General features: G+C 71.6%; 20 protein-coding genes. 3 read left to right on the top strand and 17 right to left on the bottom strand.

Going from position 1 to position 24,233, the window contains the following annotated elements:
* Positions 1-163 precede the first annotated feature (163 nt).
* The 11 genes from ACZ46W_RS05265 to ACZ46W_RS05215 all read right to left on the bottom strand — a co-directional run bounded on the left by ACZ46W_RS05265 (position 164) and on the right by ACZ46W_RS05215 (position 13,088).
* Positions 164-1,672 carry an MFS transporter gene (locus tag ACZ46W_RS05265; protein WP_468331546.1) on the bottom strand — a complete coding sequence of 503 codons (1,509 nt, stop codon included), beginning with the start codon at positions 1,670-1,672 and terminating at the stop codon, positions 164-166.
* On the bottom strand, positions 1,662-3,053 hold the full coding sequence (locus ACZ46W_RS05260) for an ATP-grasp domain-containing protein (protein WP_468331543.1): 1,392 nt from the start codon (positions 3,051-3,053) through the stop codon (positions 1,662-1,664). Before ACZ46W_RS05260 ends, ACZ46W_RS05265 begins: the two co-directional genes overlap by 11 nt.
* Positions 3,050-4,231: a saccharopine dehydrogenase family protein gene (locus ACZ46W_RS05255; protein ID WP_468331540.1), complete on the bottom strand. Its 1,182-nt coding sequence runs from the start codon at positions 4,229-4,231 to the stop codon at positions 3,050-3,052. Before ACZ46W_RS05255 ends, ACZ46W_RS05260 begins: the two co-directional genes overlap by 4 nt.
* Positions 4,228-5,334, bottom strand: coding sequence for a saccharopine dehydrogenase (locus ACZ46W_RS05250; RefSeq protein ID WP_468331537.1), 1,107 nt, complete (start codon positions 5,332-5,334; stop codon positions 4,228-4,230). Before ACZ46W_RS05250 ends, ACZ46W_RS05255 begins: the two co-directional genes overlap by 4 nt.
* A gap of 76 nt (positions 5,335-5,410) precedes the next feature.
* Positions 5,411-6,553, bottom strand: a complete 1,143-nt coding sequence (locus ACZ46W_RS05245) for a cytochrome P450 (RefSeq protein WP_468331534.1) — start codon at positions 6,551-6,553, stop codon at positions 5,411-5,413.
* A gap of 27 nt (positions 6,554-6,580) precedes the next feature.
* A complete protein-coding gene (locus tag ACZ46W_RS05240; RefSeq protein ID WP_468331531.1) occupies positions 6,581-7,783 on the bottom strand; it encodes an acyl-CoA dehydrogenase family protein in 1,203 nt (400 codons plus the stop codon).
* Between the two features lie 47 nt (positions 7,784-7,830).
* Positions 7,831-10,098, bottom strand: a complete 2,268-nt coding sequence (locus ACZ46W_RS05235) for an iron-containing redox enzyme family protein (RefSeq protein ID WP_468331529.1) — start codon at positions 10,096-10,098, stop codon at positions 7,831-7,833.
* Positions 10,095-11,081: a beta-ketoacyl-[acyl-carrier-protein] synthase family protein gene (locus tag ACZ46W_RS05230; RefSeq protein WP_468331527.1), complete on the bottom strand. Its 987-nt coding sequence runs from the start codon at positions 11,079-11,081 to the stop codon at positions 10,095-10,097. Before ACZ46W_RS05230 ends, ACZ46W_RS05235 begins: the two co-directional genes overlap by 4 nt.
* A 9-nt stretch (positions 11,082-11,090) precedes the next feature.
* Positions 11,091-11,927, bottom strand: a complete 837-nt coding sequence (locus tag ACZ46W_RS05225; RefSeq protein WP_468331524.1) for an isocitrate lyase/PEP mutase family protein — start codon at positions 11,925-11,927, stop codon at positions 11,091-11,093.
* 40 nt (positions 11,928-11,967) lie between these two features.
* Positions 11,968-12,846: a thioesterase II family protein gene (locus ACZ46W_RS05220; RefSeq protein ID WP_468331521.1), complete on the bottom strand. Its 879-nt coding sequence runs from the start codon at positions 12,844-12,846 to the stop codon at positions 11,968-11,970.
* A 53-nt stretch (positions 12,847-12,899) separates the two neighbouring features.
* Positions 12,900-13,088: a hypothetical protein gene (locus tag ACZ46W_RS05215; RefSeq protein WP_468331518.1), complete on the bottom strand. Its 189-nt coding sequence runs from the start codon at positions 13,086-13,088 to the stop codon at positions 12,900-12,902.
* Between the two features lie 275 nt (positions 13,089-13,363).
* Between ACZ46W_RS05215 and ACZ46W_RS05210 the strand changes: the two genes are divergently transcribed.
* On the top strand, positions 13,364-14,203 hold the full coding sequence (locus ACZ46W_RS05210) for a helix-turn-helix transcriptional regulator (RefSeq protein ID WP_468331515.1): 840 nt from the start codon (positions 13,364-13,366) through the stop codon (positions 14,201-14,203).
* 73 nt (positions 14,204-14,276) lie between these two features.
* On the opposite strand, the gene ACZ46W_RS05205 is transcribed toward ACZ46W_RS05210, so the two are convergent.
* The 3 genes from ACZ46W_RS05205 to ACZ46W_RS05195 all read right to left on the bottom strand — a co-directional run bounded on the left by ACZ46W_RS05205 (position 14,277) and on the right by ACZ46W_RS05195 (position 17,253).
* Positions 14,277-15,242 (bottom strand): DMT family transporter, encoded by a 966-nt coding sequence (locus tag ACZ46W_RS05205; RefSeq protein ID WP_468331512.1) that lies wholly within the window; start codon positions 15,240-15,242, stop codon positions 14,277-14,279.
* A 74-nt stretch (positions 15,243-15,316) separates the two neighbouring features.
* Positions 15,317-16,846 (bottom strand): helix-turn-helix domain-containing protein, encoded by a 1,530-nt coding sequence (locus tag ACZ46W_RS05200; protein ID WP_366129857.1) that lies wholly within the window; start codon positions 16,844-16,846, stop codon positions 15,317-15,319.
* A gap of 50 nt (positions 16,847-16,896) precedes the next feature.
* On the bottom strand, positions 16,897-17,253 hold the full coding sequence (locus ACZ46W_RS05195) for a VOC family protein (protein WP_468331508.1): 357 nt from the start codon (positions 17,251-17,253) through the stop codon (positions 16,897-16,899).
* Positions 17,254-17,415: 162 nt separating this feature from the next.
* On the opposite strand from ACZ46W_RS05195, the gene ACZ46W_RS05190 reads away from it, so the two are divergent.
* Complete coding sequence (locus ACZ46W_RS05190; protein WP_468331505.1) at positions 17,416-17,862, top strand: protein-tyrosine phosphatase family protein; 447 nt, start codon at positions 17,416-17,418, stop codon at positions 17,860-17,862.
* Here the strand turns inward: ACZ46W_RS05190 and ACZ46W_RS05185 are convergent.
* From ACZ46W_RS05185 to ACZ46W_RS05175, 3 genes are all read right to left on the bottom strand, one after another.
* Positions 17,847-20,240 carry an ATP-binding cassette domain-containing protein gene (locus ACZ46W_RS05185; RefSeq protein ID WP_468331501.1) on the bottom strand — a complete coding sequence of 798 codons (2,394 nt, stop codon included), beginning with the start codon at positions 20,238-20,240 and terminating at the stop codon, positions 17,847-17,849. The genes ACZ46W_RS05190 and ACZ46W_RS05185 overlap by 16 nt on opposite strands.
* A 136-nt stretch (positions 20,241-20,376) precedes the next feature.
* Complete coding sequence (locus ACZ46W_RS05180) at positions 20,377-20,793, bottom strand: VOC family protein (protein ID WP_468331499.1); 417 nt, start codon at positions 20,791-20,793, stop codon at positions 20,377-20,379.
* Positions 20,794-20,803: 10 nt separating this feature from the next.
* Positions 20,804-21,259 carry a helix-turn-helix transcriptional regulator gene (locus tag ACZ46W_RS05175; RefSeq protein ID WP_468331496.1) on the bottom strand — a complete coding sequence of 152 codons (456 nt, stop codon included), beginning with the start codon at positions 21,257-21,259 and terminating at the stop codon, positions 20,804-20,806.
* Positions 21,260-21,470: 211 nt separating this feature from the next.
* On the opposite strand from ACZ46W_RS05175, the gene acnA reads away from it, so the two are divergent.
* The gene (gene acnA / locus ACZ46W_RS05170; protein ID WP_468331493.1) at positions 21,471-24,185 is read left to right on the top strand and encodes an aconitate hydratase AcnA; all 2,715 of its coding nucleotides are present in this window, start codon (positions 21,471-21,473) and stop codon (positions 24,183-24,185) included.
* Positions 24,186-24,233 lie beyond the last annotated feature (48 nt).

Raw genomic sequence — 24,233 nt, 5'->3', positions numbered from 1 at the left:
ATCAAGCAGAACGAATCAGGAGGAAACGGGAGGAATAGGGTGTCGAAGGCGCGTGAGGGGGCAGGGGAGGGCGTTCGGGGGTGGTGAGGGTGGTGTCACCGTCCGGGAGCGCCGCCCCGAGCGGGCTCGGTACGCGCTTCCCTCGCCGCGCCGGGCGCGGTTCCTAAGCGGTGCGGGCCTCGGGCCGGGGCCGTACCGCGATCAGTCCGAGGACCGTGGCCAACAGGGACCCGATCGCGATGACCGGCCAGACGAGCCCGTCGAGCCGCAGGAACAGCCAACTGCCGGCCATCGGGCCCAGGGCCGTACCGAGTCCGAACATGAACTGGAAGCTGCCGATGTAACGGGACCTCAGGTGCTCGGGCCCCGCCTTCGCCGGGTAGGCGAACACGGCCGGACCGCCCAGGATCTCGCCGAGCGACCAGATCAGGGTGCCCACCACGATCGCGGCCGGTCCGATCGGCAGCCCGTAGAAGGCGACCCCGGCGCCGACCAGGGCGAAGCCGAGCCCGATCGTGATCTTCAGGGACCAGTTCTGGGAGAGCTTGGTGACCAGCAGTTCGAAGGCGATGACGATGACGCCGTTGAGGGAGACGGCGAAGGTGTACCAGAACAGCGCCATGCCGACGGACGTCATGTACAGCGGCAGCGTCGACAGGTACTGCATGTAGACCGCCGCGTGGCACAGCGCGGCCAGCAGGTACAGCACGTACCTGCGGTCGCGGAGTACCGCCGCGTACCCCGCTGAGCCGCCCTCCCCGGCCCGGGTCCGGTCCTCGCCCGCGACGCCGGCCGCCGCCTTGGGCGTCCGGGCGGGCAGGGTCGCCCAGGCGAAGCACGCGTACACCAGGGCGATCAGGGCCTCGCCCCAGAACAGCAGGGTGTAGCTGCGGTCGCCCGCGTGGTAGAGGGCGTAGCCGAGCAGCGGCGCGGCGGTCGCGCCGACGTTCAGACCGAACCGGTACATCGCGAAGACCATGATCTGCCGGTCGTCGTCCGTCAGATCGGCGATCAGCGTCGCCGACGCGGGCCGGAACAACTGCGCGCCCAGGCTGACGAGGGCGACGGTGACGAGCACCAGCGCGAAGCTCGGCAGGTACAGCAGCGCGGCGGTCAGCACGGCGGTGCTGCCCATCGACAGCACGGTCGCGTTGCGCACGCCCATCCGGTCCGCGAGCGTGCCGCCGACGAGGGAGCCGACGACCGCGCCGCCGCCGTAGACGCCGAGCGCGACGACCGTGTCCCCCTTGGAGAAGCCCTTCGCGGTCAGGAACAGCACCAGGAAGACGTGGAGGAAGCCGCTGAGCCGGTTGACGAGCACGCCCGCGAGCACGGTCCTGACCGCGAGCGGCGCGTCCCGGAAGGTGGCCCACACCCGGACCCGCTCCCGCGCCCCTCCACCCGCGCCGCCCTTCCCGGCCCCGGCACCGGCCTCGGCACCGGTCCCGGCCCCGGTCCCGGCCCCGGTCCCGGCCACGGCCCCGGCCCCGGTCCCGGCCCCGGTCCCGGCACCGGCCTCGGAGCCCTTCCCGGTCCCGGCACCGCCCGCGCCGCCCTTCCCGGTCCCGGTCCCGGCCCCGGCCTCGGTCCCGATTCCGGCACCCGCCCCGGTCCCGGCACCGGTGACCGAGTCCTCGCCGGTCCGGCTGCGCGGCTCCGCCTCAGTGGACACCGTCGGCCTCCGGACCCGTCGTCACGGTCACCGCCGCACGCACCCGCCGCTCCAGCGCGTCCAGTTCGCCCGGTGACGGGGCGTCGAGCAGGAAGGTCACGGCACGGTCGTCCGAGCTGGCGAGCGGCGCGAGCGGCGCGCCCCGGTCCTTGAGGACCAGTACCCCGCGCAGCGTCGCCGGGTCACCCGCCGAGCCCGGGGCGAGCTCCGGCCACATCCCGCCGTCGCCGACCCACACCGGACGGACGCCCGGCCAGTCGACGGCGACGTCCTCCAGCGTCCCGGTGCCGTGCTCCAGGTACACCTGGCGCGTCCAGCGGCGCGGTGCCGGGTACGCGGCCGGCTCACCGAGCGCGATACGGACGATCTCCGGTTCGAGCGGGCGGCCCGTTGCCAGGTGGTACAGGGCGAGCAGCCCGTCGCCGGGTGTGCGGGCCGCCACCTCCATCAGGTACGGCCTGCCGTCCGCGCCGGTGCGCCACTCGGCGTGCGCGATCCCGTCGCGGAAGCCGAGCGCGGCGAGCATCCGCCCGTTCGCCTCCCGCAGCGGCCCCTCGGCGTCCGCGTCGGCGCTCGGCACCGAGTGGGACAGCTCCACGAACGTACGGGCGTGGGACTCGGTGGTCTCCTTGCGGGTCACCGACGCGAAGATCACCTCGCCGTCCTGCACCAGGCTCTCCACCGAGAACTCCTGGCCCGTCACCTGCTGTTCGACGAGGACCGTCTCGTACTCGGGGTACGTGGCCAGCAGCGCCCGCAGCGCGCCCGCGTCGGAGACCGCCACCACGCCCGAACTGGAGTGCCGGGTCGCGGGTTTGACCACCACCGGGTACGGCAGCGCCGCCAGGTCCGCGTCCTCGCGCCGCCCCGGCGGGATCACCAGGGACGCCGGGCTGAACTCGTCGAGGTACCAGCGCTGGAGGTACTTGCTGCGGCAGGCCCGCGTGGCCCGCAGACCCGGGCCGCGCAGCCCCAGCGCGTCGCACAGCAGACCCGTCTGCTCCACCAGCGTCTCGCCGACCGCGTACGCGCCGGTGATCTCGTACCGCTCCCGCCAGGCGCGCACGCCCGCGACGAAGCTCGGCGTGAAAGAGCCCTCCTGGTCGAGCGCCCCGTCGACGTACGCGATGTCGTCGATCAGGGACGCCGGGTGCTCCGGGTCCTTGCGGCAGGTCTGCGCGTGCTCCCGGTAGTTCTCCGGGGTGACGAGCAGGACCTTCAGCCCGCGCGCGGCGAGTTCCTCCAGATAGCGGGGGTTGCGGCAGACGACCCAGAACGCCCCGGTGAGGACGAAGGCCCGTGGCCTGCTGGTGCCGCCCGGGCCGGCGGATATGCCGGTGATCGTGTCCATGCTGGTACCTGCCGTCGCGTCCGTGGTCATCGGGGTGCTCCTGGTGAGAAGGTGTCGTCGGTGGCGGTGCGCACGCCGTGCTCCGCGAGGAAGGCGAGCCAGCGGCCCGCCTCGGCCACGGACTCCGCCGCCCGGTTGAGCCCCGCCGGCAGGGCGCCGGCCAGCAGGCGCGTCACGCCGTACGCGAGCGGCAGCGAGACGCAGCGGGCCATCGCGCTCTCCGCCTCGTCGCCCGTGAGGTCGAGCAGCCGCGCCCCGCGCCAGTCACGGCCGCCCGCGGCTCCGCGCACGTCCAGCGCGACCGACAGCACGACCCGGTCCCGGTCGTTCTCGCCCGTCGGATAGCGCTGGGCGAGCTCCTTGGCGAGGGCCCGCAGCCGGGCCTCGTCACCGGTGCGCACGGTCGCGAACACCTCGGTCCAGGCGGCCCGCCAGCCCGCGTTGCGCAGCGTGCCGCGTACGAAGGTCTCGAGGCGCCAGCCGTCCGGAACGCCGTACTGGCCGACGAAGGGCACGCTGTCGCGGTTCGGGTAGACCTCGAAGGCCTCCCCGCCGACCATCAGCTCCCGTGTCGCCTCCCACGGGTGCGGGGCGGTGCGCTCGGCGCCGCCGTCGATGTAGCGCGCGGGCGAGCCGAGCGCGGCCAGCACGCCGTACGGGGCCCAACTGAACCGGTAGCGGAAGTCGTTCGGCACGGCGGGCACGCCGCCGCAGTAGGAGGTGAAGGTCACGGACTCGGCGGTGTCCCCGGCCTCCTCGCGGGCCCGCTCGATGAGCTGATGTGCCATCAGGTGGTCGATGCCCGGGTCGAGACCGGCCTCCGTGAGGGCCACCAGGCCCATAGCGGCGGCCCGCTCGGCCTCCTGGCGCAGCTCGTCGGACACGTAGCTCGTGCAGGCGAAGTGGGCCCGCGCGGCGATCGCCAGCCGCAGCAGGCGCGCGTGCTCGGCGGCGGGCAGCATCGACACGACCACGTCACCGGCGCCCACCTCGCTCTCCAGGGCGCCCGGCCCGAGGGCGCGCACTTCGGCGCGGCCCGAGAGGCCGAGGGCCGCCAGGCGTTCGGCGGCCCGGTCCGCGGTGCGGTCCCACAGCACCACGCGGGCGGCGCGTTCACACAGCAGGCCGAGCCCTGAGCGGCCGACGGACAGACCGGTGCCGATCCAGTGGACGGTGCCGCTCGCGGCGGCGGGAGGGGTGGTTGTCACGGGTGGGTCTCCTCGGTCTCGAACTCGTGGTCGCGGACCATGCCGTCCTCGTGCACGGCCGTCTCGAAGAAGTCCAGGCAGCGCTCCCACACCGGGTCGCCCGTACCCAGCCGGGCCAGGTGCGGCGCGAGTTCGGCGGAGAACGCCCGGCTCGCCTCGACCGGCAGCAGTGACGGCAGGTTGTCGATCGCGATCACGTCGAGAGGCCGTTCACCGCCCCGCAGCGCCCGCGCCGGGTGCTCCCAGTCGGTGATCTCGTCGTAGACGGGCAGGACGTTGCACTCCGACGTCACGTCGCACGTCACGTCCACGACGACGGAGATGCGGCGGCGCGGGTCGTCCAGGTCCTCGGCCCGCAGGAACGGCGGCACGGGACGGGTCACGAGGACCGTGTTGACGAGGATGTCGTGGCCGAGCAGGGCCGCCCGGTCCAGGTCGCGGGTCTCCGCCAGGTCCCACCGCACCGGGTTGATCCCGGCGGCCTCCAGCGCGTCGCACGCGCCCCGGCCACTGCGGCCGAGGGCGCCGATGACGAGGGCGTCGACGGCCCCGGTGGCGGCGGCGCCGGTGTGGCCGCCCGGCCCGGCGGCGAGGAGGGCGTCCAGTCGCGCCTTGTCCAGGGGCGTGAGCGGTGTCGTCAGCGACCCGCGCCGGTGCAGCACGGCGAGTGCGGCACCCGCGTACCCGGCCCAGTAGCCGAACGCGGCGAGCCGCCGCCCGGCGCCGTCCGTCAGGTACTCCAGGTCCAGCAGCGCCCCGCCGCCCGCGGTGAAACGGCCGAGCAGCTCACGGGCGCCCGACTGGCCCTTGTAGGCGTGGCCGAAGTAGACGTGCCGGTGGCGCAGCTCCTTCGGCTCGGCGGGCAACTCCTTCAGGCCGACGACGAAGACGTCGTCGGGGGCGTCGGCCCAGCTCCCCGCCGGAGCGGTGCGGCAGCCGGCGGCGGTGTAGTCGGTGAGCGGGAAGGCGCGCTGTGGCGACTCCTCGACGGTGATGGTCACACCCTGGGCGACGAGCTTCGCGGCGTCCTCGGGCACGAGGGGCGCGCGGCGTTCGCTCGCGCGGGATTCGTGCCGCATCCACAGGTGGGTCATGTCCGGCATGGGTGAGTGTCTTTTCTCCGTGATGAGGGGCAGGGGGAGAAGGGGCAGGGCAGGCGGTGACGCGAGTGCGGAGGCGTCAGAGCAGCGGGATACGGGCGTTGGCGAGCGGCCGGTACCCGGGCTCCGGCGGCAGGTCACCCGGGGCGAGCCCGGCGGCGATCAGCTCACCGGCCACGGCCGTGGCGATCGACACCGCGATCTCCTCGCCCGGGCAGCGGTGTGCCCCGGCCCCGAACGTGAACACCACCGGGTCCACCCGGCCGGGCCGCAGCTCGTGCGGGTCGGGGTTGACGGCCGGGTCGAGGTTGGCGGCGGCGAGGACGACCAGGACCTGACCGCCCGGCTCCACCGTGGCCCCGGCGTACTCGAAGGGCTCGGCGGCGAACCGGCGCGTGTTCTGCACGGGCGCGTCGTACCGCACGATCTCCCGCACCAGCGCCTCGGTCTCCTCCGGCGTCCCCGGCACCTTCGCGGTGCCGCGCGCCAGGGCGACGAGCGTGTTGCCGATGAGGCCCGCCGTGGCGTCGTACGTCTGCGACAGGAAGCCGACGGCGTTGGCGAGCAGCGGTGCGGTGCTGCTCCACGAGGCCCGGGTCGCCGCTCGTACCAGGTCGCCCAGCAGGCCCGGACCGCCCTCGCCCGCGTCGATGCCCGGGCCGAGGAGCTCCCGCAGCCTGGCCGCCGCCACCGCGGCCGCCCGCTGCTGCTCGGCTGTCGCCGACGCGGGGATGCACTGGACGAAGTCACCGATGGCCCGGGCAGCCTCCGCGCCCGCGTCCCGGTCGAGCCCGCACAGCGAGGCGACGGTCCGCGCGGGCACCCCGAACATCAGGTCCTGGAACAGGCCCGGACGGTCCTGACGTGCCGTCAGGGCGTCGCGGGTGTGGCCGGCGGCCAGGGCGCGGGTGCGCCCCGCGTCCACGGCCTTGAGCGCGTCGGTCACCACGGCCTTCAGCCGCCGCTGGAGATCGCCGTCCGTCATGCGTACGAGGTCGCCGAAGACCTCGCCGGCGGCGGTTCCGGTGATGCCGGCGGGCACCGGTTCGGCCGGGGGGCGTACCCGCAGCGCGGGCGAGCCGAGCACGGTCCGCACGGCCGCCGCGTCTGCGGCCACCCACGCGCCGACACGCTCGTCGAAGGCGAAGGGGCGCTCGCGCAGCAGCGAGGCGTAGGCGGGACGGGGGTCGGGCAGTCGCACTGCCTCGATCGGGGTGGTCAACGGAACTCCTCGGTGTCCGGCGGTCGGTCAGGGGGTGGTGGGTCGTGCGGCGCGACGCATGTCCAGCGCGCCCGCTATCGCGAGCCGCAGCACATCCGTCGAGCCCTCGTAGATCCGCAGGGAACGGATCTGCCGGTAGAGGCGTTCCGTGACCCCGTCGCGCACGACCCCGGCGGCACCGAGCATCTGCACCGCCGCGTCGACGACCTCCTGCGCCGCTTCCGTGGCGTGGACCTTGGCGATGTTGGAGTGCCGTGCGTAGCCGCGGTTGCCCCGGTCGCACTCCCAGGCGGCACGCGCCACGAGCAGGGCGGCCGCGTTGAGCTTCACCTCCATGTCCGCGAGCGACGCCTTGACCAACTGCAGGTCGAACAGCGTGCCGCCGTACGCCGACCTGGACCGGGCGTGCGCGAGCGCCGTGTCGGCGGCCCGGCGCGCGAACCCGAGCGCGGCCGCCCCCACCGTCATCCGGAACCGCTCCAGCAGGTCGACCGCGACGACGAAGCCCTTGCCCGGCCGGCCGAGCACGGCCTCCGCCGGCAGGTGGACGTCCGTGAACGACAGGTGCGCGAACGAGCGGGGCGCGACCGCGTCGATCCGTTCGGCGGCCACACCGGGTGTGTCCGTCGGCACCAGGAAGGCCGTGAGCCCCAGCGGGCCCGGGCCCTCGCCGGTACGGGCGATCACGACCACGACGTCCGCGATGGTGCCGTTGGCGATCCACGCCTTGCGCCCGTTCAGCACGTATCCGCCGTCCCTGGTCCGTTCGGCGGCGAGGGCGACGGCGGCGAGATCCGACCCGGCCTCCTTCTCGGACACGGCGAACGCCCCGATCGCCTCGCCACGCGCCAGCGCGGGCAGCCAGCGTCCGCGCTGCTCGTCGTTCCCGAACCGGATCACCGGCGTCGCCGCGAGCGCCTGGATGGAGAACGCGAAGTCCGCCAGGTCCTCCGCGTACGCGAGCGCCTCCCGCATGAGGCACAGCGCGCGGGCGTCACCGGGGGCCGCGTCCGGCACACCGGCCGGGTCGAGCGCGGCGAACCAGCCGGCCTCGCCCAACTGCCGTGCCAGCGTGCGCCCCGCGTCGTCCGGGTCCATGGCGCGCACCTTCTCCCACAGCGCCGTACCGGCGTCGCACCAGGCGCCGATCTCCTCGGCGAGGCGCCGGTGGCCCTCGTCGTGGAAGGGCAGACGCAGGATCTCGCGGTCGAAGCTGGTGGTGGTTTCCACAGGGTCACTCCGTGCGGTGAGTCGGGGACGGATGGTCAAGAGGGCTTTCAGAGAACGACGTCGACGATGTCGCCGGGCACCCGCGCGGCGGCCGCCTTTGCCGCCTCGGCCTCCCGGGCCTGCTTGACCAGCGCGTGCTCCACGAAGTACGCGAACGAGGCGTAGCCGCGCCAGACGCGGCGCCAGGCCCGCTGTACGGCGTCGTCGCCCCCGTCGCGGCGCACCCCGTCGAGGTGAGCGACGATGATGTCGGCCGACTGGCGGGCGTGCCCGGCCGAGAAGTTGTCGATCGACAGGTGCGCTTCCTCGTAGGCGATGTCGAGGCCGTGGCGGCGCAGCTTCTGTATCTCGTGCAGCCGCATCTCGCCGAGGCCGAACATCTCGATGCCGAGGTTGTAGCCGAGGATCTCCTCGTACAGGGTGTCCGGGAAGAGGGACAGGCTGAGCTGGTGCAGCGAGAACCCGTACAGCTCGTCCGGCAGATCCCGCTGGTGCAGGAACTCCTCGTCCCTGAGGTGCGGCAGGTGGATGTCCATGCTCGCGAGGACCTGGTTGATGAGCGTGATGTGGTTCTTGGCGATGTCCCCACGGCCCATCTCGTCCGCGTAGATCGCGAACAGCATGCCGTCGCCGGGCCGGTGGCGGCGGCCGGTGTTGCCGACGCGGTGCGCCCACGTGCCGTCGATGAGGCTGCCCAGCGCGAACGTCGACTGGCCGAAGATCACCTCGTCGCGGTCGGGGATCTCGGTCAGCGGCCGGTACGGGTTCACCAGTTGGTCCCAGTAGATCCGCTCCACGCGGCGCATCAGCGCCTCGGGCGTGTAGTCGAAGTACGAGGCGTCGGTCAGCTTGCCGCCCGCGCCGTGCGTGAACAGCAGCTCGGCGTCGGCGAGCCGGTCCTCGGCATGGGCGCGGGCCACCGGCAGGATGCCGGGGAAACGCTCGAAGTTCACCAGGCGGTACAGCAGCTCCCGGTGGCCGAGCGCCGTGCCCTCCGCGATCAGCTCGCCCTGCTCGACGACCTCGTCGGCGGCCCGCGCCCGTACCAGGGCGCCGGCCCAGTGTCCGGCGGCCGCGTCGCCCGCCGTGTTCGGCGGGAGGTCGGGGTCGGCGGGCTCACCCGCCGCGATCGCCTCGGCCCACGCCGTGAACGTCGCCGCCTCGCGCTCGTCGAAGATGCCGAACATGGGGCCGCCGAACTTGATGGCCTTCAGGAACCGGCAGCCGCCGTCCCGTGACGGCCGCATCTGCCGGGACGCGCGGAACTCCGCCATGAACGCGGCGACGTCCAGTCGCTCGTCGTCCAGCCATTCCGAAAGACGGCGGTCGCCGAGGCGTACGGCCCGGTGCTGCCGGCCGGCGAGCGGCGCGTGCTTCACCACGATCGCCGCGACCTTCGCGTCCAGGGACAGGCCGGACTGCCACGCGGCCAGCTCGGTGAGGAGCGCGGTGTGCTCCTCCTCCAGCCGGACCATGAGCCGGACCGCGGCCAGCAGCCGCCGCAGATCGTCCTCGCCGGTCGGGCTGTCCGCCAGGAGCCGGAGGTACGAGGCGAGCAGATCCCGTACGGCTTCCTCCGGCAGCATCGGCTCGGTGCCGATGAGCAGATCGTCGACGCCGAGCGCGTGGACGGCGTAGTGGACGCCGACGACCTCCGGCAGGAACGACGCGGGCAGCCGGGACAGCGCGAGACGGAACGCGCCGTGCAGCGCGGTCAGCGGCCTCGCCGCCGCGCCGTCCAGGAACGTCACGGCCGCCACGTCCGGGAGGTGGACGCCCTGTTCGGCCAGTGCCCGCCGGTGCCGTGCGGGCGCGCCCTTGTCCCAGGTGCCCTCACCCGCGAGTAAGAAGTGGTGGCCGAACAGCTCGTTGACGATCACGGCGGGCTGGGTGGCCGCCTGCGAGACGGTGTCCAGCCAGCACGCCCCGAGCAGCGCGAGCGGTGCCCGCTGGCGCAGCACGGCGTCACGCGCCTCGGGGTCGGCGTCCGCGCCGGTCAGCGCGGCGACGGCGGAGGAGATACGGGTACGGGCGGCGAGCACGTACGCGGCGATGGCGTCGGCGTCGCACCCGGCGGCATCCGGGGCCGGGTCGGTGTCACGACCGCCTTCGGCCAGGAAACCGTTCACCACCTGGCGGGCCGCCAGCAGCGCGGCCTCGCTCTCCTGGTCGGCGAGCAGCCTGCGGAAGAGGTCCGCCGGATCGCCGGCCACGACCGCCGCGGCCTCGTCGACCGCCGCGCGTCCGGCCCGTACGGCACCGGTCGGCAAGGACGTGGTCAGGTCCCTCGGCGGGATCGTGGAACGCGTGCTCATGCGGGGCTCCCGAGGGGTGAGGTGTGGAGGAGGACACCGACCCGTACGCCGGGCACGCTGGAGACCAGCAGGTAGTGCCCGTCGGGCCGGGTGCCGTGGGCGGCGGCGCGGTCCACCAGGTTGATCAGCGGGTCGGCGGCGAAGCAGTGCCCGGTGCGCGCGATGTTGTCCAGGAACAACTGCTCCTGCGAGAAACCGGCCTGACGCTCCTTCAGGACGACGACCGGGCGGTACAGATTCGGGTGCAGGACCGCGTCGACGTCGCCCGCCTTCATGCCGGCGGCGCCGAGTATCCGGTCGTTCACCACCCGGGAGAGGTCGGCGCTGATCTCGTGCGACCAGTCCAGCGCGCCCGGGTCCTGCGCGGACGCGCCGCCGACGATCTCGTACGCGTCCGGGCCGAGCGGCTCGTCGCTGACGAGACAGCTCGCCGCCCCGTCACTGAACAGTGCGAAGCTCTCCATGCGGACCGACTCGTCGGTGACCCGGTCGGTCGTGATGACGAGCACCCGGCGATGGTGGCCGGCGGCCACGAGCGCCTGCGCGGTGCGGATGCCGACCAGCAGGTTGGTGCAGCGGTTGAGCGTGATGCCGGTGAACGCCGCGTCCCCGATGCCGAGGCCGCCGAGGACGTGCCCCACGAACTTGCCGTGCGTCACGGGGCCGCCGGGGAACCGCGTCGAGCACAGGATCAGCGCGTCCACGGACTCCGGTTCCGCGCCGCAGCCGCGCAGGGTGGCGGTGCCGCTCTCCACGGCCAGGGTCTCCAGGTCCTTCGCGGTGCGGCGGACCCGCCCCCAGCCCCACAGGGACGCCTTGGCCGGCATGCCGAACTTCCGGGCGCGCTCGGCCAGTCCTGTGACGGTGGTGTGGTCGGCGTCCTGCTCACCGAGGACGTAGGCGGGACCGCACAGGTGGACGGTGCCCGCGGGGCGCGGATGGTGTGTGTGGGCGATGGTCGGTCGGGGGGAGGACGGCGTCACGGTGTGGGATCACTTTCCGGTGTCGAGAATCCTGTTGAGATCGGCGTAGGGCAGCGCGTCCGCCCCGAACGTGAAGGTGCCGTGGTCACGGATCTCCTCGGCGGCGCGCACGAGGGCGCCGTACGCGGCGCGGGACATCGCGGAGCCGACGCTGACGCGGCGCACGCCCAGTTGTCCGAGCTCCGGGACGGACAGGGGCAGGGCACCGCCCATGAGGACGTTGACCGGGCGGCCGACCGACGCGCACACGGCACGCACCGCGTCCGCGTCGGGCAGCGCCGGCGCGTACAGGACGTCGGCGCCCGCCTCCTCGTACGCCTGAAGGCGGCGGATGGTGTCGGGCAGGTCGGGCCGGCCCTGGAAGAAGTTCTCGGCGCGCGCGGTCACGGTGAAGGGGAAGCCCAGTTCGCGCGCGGCGGCGACGGCGGCGGCGACCCGCTCGACGGCCTCCTCCAGCGGGCGGATCGGATCGTCGGCCCGGCCCGTGGAGTCCTCGACCGATCCGCCGACCAGACCCGCGCGGGCGGCGAGCCGGATGGTCTCGGCCACGTCGTCGGGCGTCTCGCCGAAGCCGCTCTCCAGGTCGGCGGAGACCGGCAGGTGCGTGGCCTCGACGATCGCCGCCGCGTTGGCCAGGATCTCCTCGCGGGTCACATGGCCGTCCGCCCTGCCGAGGCTGTGCGCGAACCCGGCACCCGTGGTGGCGAGCGCGGCGAAGCCGAGCCCGGAGAGCACGCGGGCGGTGCCCGCGTCCCAGGGGTTGGCGACGACGAACGGCCGGTCGGCGGCGTGCAGCGCGCGGAACTCCTCCGCCTTGCGGCGCTGGTCGGCGGTGGCGTTGATCATGGTGGTCCCCTCGTGGTCGGGTGACGGTGGCCTGACCGGCTCAGATAAGTTCAACGTGGTCAGCCGTGTCGAGGCCACGGTCATACGCGTCCCCGGGGCTCTCGGCTCCGTCCGGACGGGAGGGACCCCCACGGGCGAGCGATCCGAGAAGTCCCGTCAGGGCGCCCGGGTCGTCCTGGAAGTAGAAGTGGCCGCCGTCGGCCCAGTGCTGGTGGGGCTCGCCGGCGCATTCGCGCGCCCAGGGCTCCAGACCCGCCTCCTTGACGTGCGGGTCGTCGACGCCGTTGACGAGGGTGACCGGCACGGTCAGGGGCGCGTCCTCGCGGTACCGGTAGTGGGCGACCATGCGGAAGTCGGCGCGCAGGTTCGGCAGCAGCAGCTCGGCCAGGGCCTCGTCGGCGACCACCTCGGGCGGCAGCCCGCCGAAGAACCCGACGGCTTCCGTGAACGCCCTGCCTTCGAGCCGCGCGGTCTCCACCACGCGGCGGGTCGGCAGCAGTGCGGGCGCGGAGCACCCGGAGGCGACCAGGTGACGCAGTCCGGGGACGCCGCGCAGTCTGCGCGCCACCTCGAACGCCACGACGGCGCCGAAGCTGTGCCCGAAGAGCAGGAACGCGCCTTGTGGTCCTGCCGCCCCGGCCGGCCGCTCCGCTTCGGTGATGGCCTCGGCCGCCCCGTCGGCGAGCTCGGCGACGGACGCCGCGGCCGGCTCCCGGAAGCGGTGCCCCCGGCCCGGCGGGCAGACGGCGACGATCCGGGCGGCGGTCCCCAGGTCCTGCTGCCAGGCCAGGAACGAGCGGGGGTTTCCGCCGGCGTGCGGGAAGCAGTAGACGCGGACGGGGGGTTCACCGCCACCACCGGTGCCGGCCGAAGCGGTGCCCGGTCCGGTGGCGGTGACGAGCCAGGGCGAGTCGGTCATGGAAGATCCACCACGCTTCTTCATTACCCGGTACGAGTCAGTGGTTCGGTCGCTCAGGCGGCGACGGCGGGCTTGACCACGTTCCAGCCGACGTCCCCGTCGGCCAGGGCGGTCCGCTCGGCCGGGGAGGTGACCGGCCCGGCGGAGTGGGAGACACCGACGGCGAGCAGTCCGAGGCCGGTGACGACGGCGCAGGCCGCCAGGCGGATGCGGAGGGAGAGAACAGCGATGTCCTTCTTCATTTGGATCCCCGAGCCCTTCTGGAAAACATAAGGAAACGAATGGGCCTCCGGGTTTTGAACGGACCGATCCGATGAGCGTAACGACGGATTCCGAATTCCCGTTCCGGGGAAGTCGGTTGTCGCTCGGATTGGCCGGAGACCTCCTGACGAGTTCCAATCTTGCGTATGCGGTCTTGGGGGGACAATGATCTCTGTGGCTCGGGTTTCCGCACTGCGGCAAGCTACGGGGTCCATAACGGGCCAAAACGGTCATACGGGGTGACTTGGGAGGGCTGATGAACGGTTTACCGCGTGAAAATGGGGACAACTGCCGCGAAACGATGGAGCTTCCGATGCCGTCGGGACCTCCCGCGCAGTTTCTGCGGTGGATGGCAGGACACTTCGACGAGCTGGCCCGGCTGACCGAGAAACAAGCCGGACGGGCCGATTGTTTCGAGGAGGCGAGTCCCGACCGTTCCGGGGTTCGCTACATCCACGGATTGACCGCGATCTCCGAGGCCATCGACGAGATGCTCGACGGCGCCCAGCGGGAGATCCTCACCGCACAGCCCGACGGCCCCCGCCCCACCGCCGTACTGAAAGACGCGCTGGAAGCCGTGCGCCGGCATATCGCGGCCGATGTCGCGATGCGCACGCTCTACCAGCACACCACGCGCTTCGATGAAGCGACCAAGGCATACGTGCGCGCCGTCACCGAATACGGAGCGAAAGTCCGTACCCTGGAGGAATTCTTCGACCGGCTCATCATCATTGACGCATCGGTTGCGTTCATTTCCGCCAATGAGGACCGCACGACGGCCGTCGCGATAACCGAACCCGCCATCGTCCGATTCCTCAAGGACACCTTCGAACGGGCCTGGGACCGCGCGAGCCCCTTCCCTTTCGTGCCCATCCACGCGGCCAAGGCCGCCGATGAAGTCATGCCCGCGATACGGGAGTCGATCAGCCGACTCCTGGTCGAGGGTTACTCCGACAAACGGATCGCCCGCCGCATGGGCATCAGCGAGCGGTCACTCCAGGCCCACATCGCCGCCATGAAGCAGGAACTGGGCGCACACAACCGCCTCCAACTCGGCTACCTGCTGGGGCGGAACGAAACCACGTACATCCTCTGAGCGAACCGGCGCCCGACAACGGAAAGGCCGGCCGTCATGAGACGGCCGGCCCTTGGGGGTCCCAGTCTTCTACTCAGTCCGTCGTGGTGCCCGACGGCGTCCGTTCCTTGTCGGAACGCTGCGGTTCCGGGGCGCCGTCCGCCGTCGGCTTCCGCCGCCCCGGGAGCCGGGAAACCGCCACGCCCGCCAGGCAGATGGCACCGCCGAGCAGCGTCAGCGAGCCCGGCACCTCGGCCAGCCACACCCACGAGATCAGCACCACCACGGCCGGTACCGCGTACGTCGTCGCGCCGAGCTTTCCCGCACTCGTCCGGGCGAGCGCGTACGCCCACGTGCTGAACGCCAGCGCCGTCGGGAACAGGCCCAGGTAGACCAGGTTCAGCGTCGCCGACCACGGGGCCTTCGGCAGTTCCTCCAGCAGCAGACCGCTGAACGGCAGACACGCGACGGTGCCCGCGAAACAGCCGAACGTCGTCACCTGCAACGGACTCGCGTACCGCAACGCGGGCTTCTGCGCCACGACCCCGCCCCCGTACGTGACCGCCGCGAGCAGACACAGCAGCACGCCCGTCACGGACGACGACCCGTGCCCCGACATGGACCAGCCCACCACGACCGCGCCCAGGAACGACACGCCCATGCCCGCGAGCAGCAGCCGGGGGAACCCCTCCTTCAGCAGCCAGCCACTGAGCAGCGCGATCACCACGGGCCCGATGTTGACGACCATCGCGGCCGTCCCCGCGTCCACCTGCTGCTCGCCCCAGTTCAGGGCGACCATGTAGACGCCGAACCACAGCACACCCGACACCAGGATGCCGGGCCACGCCCGGCGGTCGGGCAGGGTGCCGCCCTTGAGCAGGAAGACGACGCCGAGGGCGACCGACGCGGTCAACAGCCGCCCCAGCGCCAGCACTCCTGGATGGAAGTGCTCCGCTGACGCGCGAATGGAGACGAACGCCGACGCCCACAGAACCACCGTCACGGAGGCTGCTAACAGGGCACGACGATCGGTTCGGGAACCGCCGGTTGTGTGATCCATCCTGGCATGGTAGCGATCGGCTGTGACCTTGGCATGACAAAGGCCTGTTGGCATGGCGAAGGAGGGGCGGCCGGTCAGATGTCCCGGAAGATCTCGATCTGCGCACCCACCGAGTTGAGGCGTTCCGCCAGGTCCTCGTAACCGCGGTTGATGACGTAGACGTTGCGCAGGACGGACGTGCCCTCGGCGGCCATCATGGCGAGCAGGACGACCACGGCGGGGCGCAGGGCCGGCGGGCACATCATTTCGGCGGCGCGCCAGCGGGTGGGGCCCTCGACCAGGACCCGGTGCGGGTCGAGGAGCTGGAGGCGGCCGCCCAGGCGGTTGAGGTCGGTGAGGTAGATGGCGCGGTTGTCGTAGACCCAGTCGTGGATGAGGGTCTGGCCCTGGGCGGAGGCCGCGATGGCCGCGAAGAACGGGACGTTGTCGATGTTCAGGCCGGGGAACGGCATGGGGTGGATCTTGTCGATCGGCGCCTCCAGCTTGGAGGGGCGCACCGTGAGGTCCACCAGCCGCGTACGGCCGTTGTCGGCGGCGTACTCCGCCGTGCGGTCGTGGTCGAGGCCCATCTCCTCCAGGACCGCGAGCTCGATCTCCAGGAACTCGATCGGTACGCGACGGATCGTCAGCTCCGACTCCGTGACGACCGCGGCCGCCAGCAGGCTCATCGCCTCGACCGGGTCCTCGGAGGGGGAGTAGTCGACGTCCACGTCGATGGAGGGGATGCCGTGCACGGTCAGCGTGGTGGTGCCGATGCCCTCGACCCGTACGCCCAGCGCCTCCAGGAAGAAGCACAGGTCCTGGACCATGTAGTTGGAGGAGGCGTTGCGGATGACGGTGACGCCGTCGTGGCGGGCGGCGGCCAGCAGCGCGTTCTCGGTCACGGTGTCGCCGCGCTCGGTCAGCACGATCGGGCGGTCCGGGGTGACCTGGCGGTCCACCTCCGCGTGGTACAGGCCCTCCGTGGCCGTGATGTCCAGGCCGAAGCGGCGCAGCGCGATCATGTGCGGCTCGATCGTGCGCGTGCCCAGGTCGCAGCCGCCCGCGTACGGGAGTTTGAACTGCCGCAGCCGGTGCAGCAGCGGGCCGAGGAACATGATGATGGACCGGGTGCGGCGCGCCGCGTCCGCGTCGATGGCCGCCATGTCGAGGTGCGCGGGCGGGACGATCTCCAGGTCCATCCCGTCGTTGATCCAACGGGTGCGGACGCCGATGGAGTTGAGGACTTCGAGCAGCCGGTAGACCTCCTCGATCCGGGCGACCCGCCGCAGCGTGGTACGGCCCTTGTTGAGGAGCGAGGCGCACAGCAGCGCCACGCACGCGTTCTTGCTCGTCTTGACGTCGATGGAGCCGGACAGCCGGCGCCCGCCCACTACGCGGAGGTGCATGGGACCCGCGTACCCGAGTGACACGATTTCACTGTCGAGCGCCTCGCCGATCCGGGCGATCATCTCAAGGCTGATGTTCTGGTTACCGCGCTCAATGCGGTTGACGGCGCTCTGACTTGTGGCCAGCGCCTCGGCGAGCTGCGTCTGCGTCCAGCCACGGTGCTGCCGGGCGTCACGGATGAGCTTGCCGATGCGTACGAGGTAGTCGTCTGCCATGGGGGAAGGTTATCTCACATATGAGATGACGCTCGCGACGGGGTCCGCCGTCAGGGTGACAGGCCGTGCGCCGTGGGGTGCCGTGGCTCGTAGAGCGGCAGTTCACCGCCGCTGGGCAGCCGCACCGCCGCGAGCAGCCCCCAGCCCTGGTCGCTGACCGGCCGCGACACCTCGGCCCCGCGCTCCGCCAACTTCCGCAGGGTGCCCTCGATGTCGTCGCACATCAAGGAGAACTCATGCCTGGGCTCGCCCGGCGTCGGGTGTACGGCGACCTCGGCCGGCGGCAGCTTGAAGATCAGCCAGCCGCGCCCGGCGTCGACGTTGGCGAACCCGAGGACGTCCCGGAGGAACGCCCGGTCGGCGTCGGCGTCCTTGGTGTAGAGGATGACGTGCGCGCCACTGAACATGCTCCGATGCTCGGCGCACCCGCCCGCCCCCGCAACCCGAAAATCGGTCAGTTTGTCCTGAATGTCCCCCAGGTGGCCCTTCCCGGTACCGGCCCAAAAGCACCCCCGGCGACCGCCCCCGAACCACCCCCCGCCGGCGCCGCGACCGATTACCGTGGCCCGGTGACCGATACCTGGAACGCCTCCGGTCCCGGTGTCCTCCGCCTGCCCTCCGGGCGGCTGGTCCGGGGCCGCGCGCTGCGCCGTCCGCTTCCCGCCGGGCCGGCGCCCGACTACGCCGTGTACCTGCTCGGCAAGCAGCCGCCCGAGGTCTCCTGGGAGGCCCGGTGGCTGCGCTGGCCCGACTTCCGGCTGCCCAGCGACCCGGCGGACGCCCGGGCCGTGCTCCGCGAGGCGTGGGAGCGGGCCGCCACCGAGCGCGTCGAGGTCGCCTGCGGCGGCGGCCGCGGCCGTACCGGTACGGCCCTGGCCTGCCTCGCCGTCCTCGACGGCGTGCCGGCCGGCGAAGCGGTGGAGTTCGTCCGCCGCGACTACGACCGCCACGCCGTCGAAACCCCCTGGCAGAGACGTTTCGTTCGCCGCTTCGGCGTCGCTCAGGCGCCGACGTAGGCCGCCAGGTGCTCGCCGGTCAGGGTGGAGCGGGCGGCGACCAGGTCGGCGGGCGTGCCCTCGAAGACGACCCGGCCGCCGTCGTGACCCGCGCCCGGACCGAGGTCGATGATCCAGTCGGCGTGCGCCATGACCGCCTGGTGGTGCTCGATGACGATGACCGACTTGCCGGAGTCGACCAGCCGGTCGAGCAGGCCGAGCAACTGCTCGACGTCGGCCAGGTGGAGGCCGGTGGTCGGCTCGTCCAGGACGTAGACGCCGCCCTTGTCGGCCATGTGCGTGGCCAGCTTGAGCCGCTGCCGCTCGCCGCCGGACAGGGTGGTGAGCGGCTGGCCCAGCGTGAGGTAGCCGAGGCCGACGTCGGCGAGCCGCTGGAGGATCTTGTGGGCCGCCGGTGTACGCGCTTCGCCCGCGCCGAAGAACTCCTCGGCCTCGGTCACCGGCATCGCGAGCACCTCGCTGATGTCGCGGCCGCCGAGGTGGTACTCCAGCACCGACGCGTCGAACCGCTTCCCCTCGCAGTCCTCGCAGGTGGTGGCGACGCTCTGCATGATCGCCAGGTCGGTGTAGATGACACCGGCGCCGTTGCAGGTGGGGCAGGCGCCCTCGGAGTTGGCGCTGAACAGCGCCGGCTTCACGCCGTTGGCCTTCGCGAACGCCTTGCGGATCGGGTCGAGCAGCCCGGTGTACGTCGCCGGGTTGCTCCGCCGCGAGCCGCGGATCGGTGTCTGGTCCACGGACACCACACCCTCCGAGGCCGGGATCGATCCGTGGATGAGCGAGCTCTTGCCGGAGCCGGCCACGCCGGTGACCACGCACAGCACACCGAGCGGGATGTCGACGTCCACGTCACGCAGGTTGTTCGCCGCCGCCCCGCGGATCTCCAGCGTCCCCGTGGCCTTGCGCGGCGTCTCCTTGAGTGTGGCCCGGTCGTCGAGGTGACGGCCGGTGACCGTGCCGCTGGAGCGCAGCCCTTCGACGGTGCCCTCGAAGCAGACGCTGCCGCCCGCCGTGCCGGCGCCGGGGCCCAGGTCGACCACGTGGTCGGCGATGGCGATCGCCTCCGGCTTGTGCTCCACGACGAGCACCGTGTTGCCCTTGTCCCGCAGCCGCAGCAGCAGGCCGTTCATCCGCTGGATGTCGTGCGGGTGCAGCCCGACGGTGGGCTCGTCGAAGACGTAGGTGACGTCCGTGAGCGAGGAGCCGAGGTGGCGGATCATCTTGACCCGCTGTGCCTCGCCGCCCGACAGCGTGCCCGATGGCCTCTCCAGCGAGAGGTAACCGAGGCCGATCTCCACGAACGAGTCCAGGGTGTGCCCCAGCTTCGCCAGCAGCGGCGCCACCGACGGCTCGTCGAGGCCGCGCACCCAGGCGGCCAGGTCGCTGATCTGCATCGCGCACGCGTCGGCGATGCTGATCCCGCCGATCCGCGACGAGCGGGCCGCCTCGCTGAGCCGGCTTCCGTCGCACTCGGGACACGTGGTGAAGGTGACCGCCCGGTCCACGAACGCCCGGATGTGCGGCTGCATCGCCTCCCGGTCCTTGGCGAGGAACGACTTCTGGATCTTCGGGATCAGCCCCTCGTAGGTGAGGTTGACCCCGTTGATCTTCACCTTGGTCGGCTCGCGGTACAGGAAGTCGTGCCGCTCCTTCTTGGTGTACTCGCGGATCGGCTTGGCCGGGTCGAAGAACCCCGACTCGGTGATGACCCGCACCACCCAGCCGCCCCCGGTGTAGCCGGGGATGGTGAACGGGTCCTCGGCCAGCGACTTGGAGTCGTCGTAGAGCTGGGTGAGGTCGATGTCCGAGACGGTGCCCCGGCCTTCGCAGCGCGTGCACATGCCGCCGGTGCGGGTGAAGGTCACCTTCTCGGTCTTCGTCTTGTCGGTGCCCCGGTCGACGGTGAGCCCGCCGCTCGCGCTCACCGAGGCGACGTTGAAGGCGAACGCGCTGGGCGGGCCGATGTGCGGCCGCCCGAGCCGGCTGAAGAGGATGCGGAGCATCGCGTTGGCGTCGGTGGCGGTGCCGACCGTGGAGCGGGGGTCGGCGCCCATCCGCTGCTGGTCGACGGTGATGGCGGTGGTCAGCCCGTCGAGTACGTCGACCTCGGGCCGCGCCAGCGTCGGCATGAAGCCCTGGATGAAGGTGCTGTAGGTCTCGTTGATCATCCGCTGCGACTCGGCGGCGATGGTGTCGAAGACGAGCGAGCTCTTGCCCGAGCCGGACACGCCGGTGAACACCGTCAGCCGGCGCTTCGGGATCTCGATGCTGACGTCCTTGAGGTTGTTCTCGCGCGCGCCGTGCACGCGGATCAGATCGTGGCTGTCGGCGACGTGCTGCTCAGGCGACTGCGTGTCCGTCCTCGTGCCCCTGGTCATCCTGTCTCCATCTGGTTGTACGGGGACCGCCGTCGCGGTCCCCGTCGTCATCGGCGGCCCGATCCGACCGGCGTCCGAGCGTAACGGCCGGTCCCCGTACGGTTCCGCCGAATTGGATCGCTTCTGTGGGCCGGGCCTAGCGCTTGCGGGGCTGGTTGAAGCGGAGCATGTTGCCCGCCGGGTCGCGGAAGGCGCAGTCGCGAACGCCGTACGGCTGGTCGATCGGCTCCTGGAGCACCTCGCCGCCGGCGGCCCGGACGCGTTCGAAGGTGGCGTCGACGTCGTCGGTCGAGAAGATCACGCCGCGCAGCATGCCCTTGGCCAGCAGCTCCGCCATGGCCTGGCGGTCGGCCTCGGGTGCGTTGGGGTCGGCGAGCGGCGGTTCGAGGACGATCTCCACGTCCGGCTGCGAGGGTGAGCCGACCGTCACCCAGCGCATCCCCTCGAACCCGACGTCGTTGCGTACCTCCAGGCCGAGGACGTCGCGGTAGAAGGCGAGCGCCTTGTCATGGTCGTCGACTGCGATGAAGCACTGTGAGAGCTTGATGTCCATGCCGTCGACGCTACGAGGCGGCCGGCGATTGCGCTTCTCCATTCCTGACCGGTTCGCCGCCGGCGACCGGCTGCCCGTTCCGCGCCGGTCGTGTGAAGACCTTGGCGACGCAGGGCGGGATGGCGGCGCCGGACTCGTGGCAGCGGGCCCGGTAGGCGCTGGGGCTCTCCCCGACCAGCTCGGTGAAGCGGGAGCTGAACGACCCCAGCGAGGTGCAGCCGACCGCGAAGCAGACCTCGGTCACGCTCATGTCGCCCCGCCTCAGCAGCGCCTTGGCCCGCTCGACACGGCGGGTCATCAGATAGCTGTACGGCGTCTCCCCGAAGGCGGCGCGGAAGCTGCGGGAGAAGTGCCCGGGCGACATGAGGGCGACCCTCGCCAGCGCCGGAACGTCCAGAGGCTGCGCGTAATCGCGGTCCATCGTGTCCCGGGCACGGCGAAGCCGACGCAGATCCTCCAGGTCCATGGGCCCAGCATCCCACGGCACGCCGGGCACGCCTCGTCGCACGGCCGGTCATGTACTAGAGTTATCTCGACATCGAGATATCTGCCGAAAGACGCACCGCAGCCGCGCCAGCCGGTAAGGGTTACCTAACTAAGTCTTACCTTAGCGGATCGGCGAGGAGCCATCACGGCAGGATGCGGTAAGAACGCGCACATTGATGAAGGAGACTGTCGTGTCGGCGAACAGCTTCGACGCCCGCAGCACGCTGCGCGTGGGCGACGAGTCGTACGAGATCTTCAGGCTGGACAAGGTCGAGGGCTCCGCGCGCCTCCCCTACAGCCTCAAGGTCCTCCTGGAGAACCTGCTCCGCACCGAGGACGGCGCGAACATCACCGCCGACCACATCCGGGCCCTCGGCAACTGGGACTCGCAGGCCCAGCCCAGCCAGGAGATCCAGTTCACGCCGGCCCGCGTGATCATGCAGGACTTCACCGGTGTGCCCTGTGTCGTCGACCTCGCCACCATGCGCGAGGCCGTCAAGGAGCTCGGCGGCGACCCGGCGAAGATCAACCCGCTGGCCCCGGCCGAGCTGGTCATCGACCACTCCGTCATCGCCGACAAGTTCGGCACGCCGGACGCCTTCGGCCAGAACGTGGAGCTGGAGTACGGCCGCAACAAGGAGCGCTACCAGTTCCTGCGCTGGGGCCAGACCGCCTTCGACGAGTTCAAGGTCGTCCCGCCCGGCACCGGCATCGTCCACCAGGTGAACATCGAGCACCTGGCCCGCACCGTCATGGTCCGGGGCGGCCAGGCGTACCCCGACACCCTCGTCGGCACCGACTCCCACACCACCATGGTCAACGGCCTCGGTGTGCTCGGCTGGGGCGTCGGCGGCATCGAGGCCGAGGCCGCCATGCTCGGCCAGCCGGTCTCCATGCTGATCCCGCGCGTGGTCGGCTTCAAGCTGACGGGCGAGCTGCCCACCGGCACCACCGCCACCGACCTGGTGCTCACCATCACCGAGATGCTGCGCAAGCACGGCGTCGTCGGCAAGTTCGTCGAGTTCTACGGTGAGGGCGTCGCCGCCACCTCCCTCGCGAACCGCGCCACCATCGGCAACATGTCGCCCGAGTTCGGCTCCACCGCCGCGATCTTCCCGATCGACGGCGAGACCCTGAACTACCTCAAGCTCACCGGCCGCTCCGAGCAGCAGGTCGCGCTGGTCGAGGCGTACGCCAAGGAGCAGGGCCTCTGGCTGGACCCGGCCGCCGAGCCGGACTTCTCCGAGAAGCTGGAGCTGGACCTCTCCACGGTCGTCCCCTCCATCGCCGGCCCGAAGCGCCCGCAGGACCGCATCGTCCTCGCCAACGCCGCCGAGCAGTTCAAGCAGGACGTCCGCAACTACGTCGACATGGTCGACGAGGCGGGCCAGGAGTCCTTCCCGGCCTCCGACGCCCCCGCGGTCACCAACGGCGTGCCGTCCAACCCGGTCACCGTCACCGCCCCCGACGGCACCACGTACGAGATCGACCACGGCGCCGTCACCGTCGCCGCGATCACCTCGTGCACCAACACCTCCAACCCGTACGTCATGGTCGCCGCCGCGCTGGTGGCCAAGAAGGCGGTCGAGAAGGGCCTGACCCGCAAGCCGTGGGTCAAGACCACCCTCGCCCCGGGTTCGAAGGTCGTCACCGACTACTTCGACAAGGCGGGCCTGACCCCGTACCTCGACAAGGTCGGCTTCAACCTCGTCGGCTACGGCTGCACCACCTGCATCGGCAACTCCGGCCCGCTGCCGGAGGAGGTCTCCAAGGCCGTCAACGACCACGACCTCGCCGTCACGTCGGTCCTCTCCGGCAACCGCAACTTCGAGGGCCGGATCAACCCCGACGTCAAGATGAACTACCTGGCCTCCCCGCCGCTGGTCGTCGCGTACGCCATCGCGGGCTCCATGAAGGTGGACATCACCAAGGACGCCCTGGGCACCGACCAGGACGGCAACCCGGTCTACCTGAAGGACATCTGGCCCTCCGAGGCCGAGGTGAACGACGTCGTCGCCAACGCCATCGGCGAGGACATGTTCAACAAGTCCTACCAGGACGTCTTCGCGGGCGACGCCCAGTGGCAGGCGCTGCCGATCCCGACCGGCAACACCTTCGAGTGGGACCCGCAGTCCACCTACGTCCGCAAGCCCCCGTACTTCGAGGGCATGACGATGGAGACCACCCCGGTCTCCGACATCACGGGCGCCCGGGTGCTCGCCAAGCTGGGCGACTCGGTCACCACCGACCACATCTCCCCGGCCGGTGCCATCAAGGCCGACACCCCGGCCGGCCAGTACCTCACCGAGCACGGTGTGGAGCGTCGTGACTTCAACTCCTACGGCTCCCGCCGAGGCAACCACGAGGTCATGATCCGCGGTACGTTCGCCAACATCCGCCTGCGCAACCAGATCGCGCCGGGCACCGAGGGCGGCTACACCCGCGACTTCACCCAGGACGGCGGCCCGGTGTCGTTCATCTACGACGCCTCCCGCAACTACATCGAGCAGGGCATCCCGCTCGTCGTCCTGGCCGGCAAGGAGTACGGCTCCGGCTCGTCCCGTGACTGGGCCGCCAAGGGCACCGCGCTCCTCGGCGTCAAGGCCGTCATCGCCGAGAGCTACGAGCGCATCCACCGCTCGAACCTCATCGGCATGGGCGTCCTGCCGCTCCAGTTCCCGGAGGGCGCGTCCGCCGCGACCCTCGGCCTGACCGGCGAGGAGACCTTCTCCATCTCCGGCGTCACCGAGCTCAACGAGGGCACCACGCCCCGCACGGTGAAGGTCACCACCGACACGGGCGTCGAGTTCGACGCGGTCGTCCGCATCGACACCCCCGGTGAGGCCGACTACTACCGCAACGGCGGCATCATGCAGTACGTGCTGCGCAACCTGATCCGCAGCTAGGGATCAGCCGCACGGCACAAGGGCCGCACTCCGTCCGAGCGACGGGGT

The organism is Streptomyces sp. NPDC031064 (genome assembly GCF_055570965.1).
Note: the sequence above shows the minus strand (reverse complement) of the source record. Positions and strands in the feature narration are given on the sequence as shown.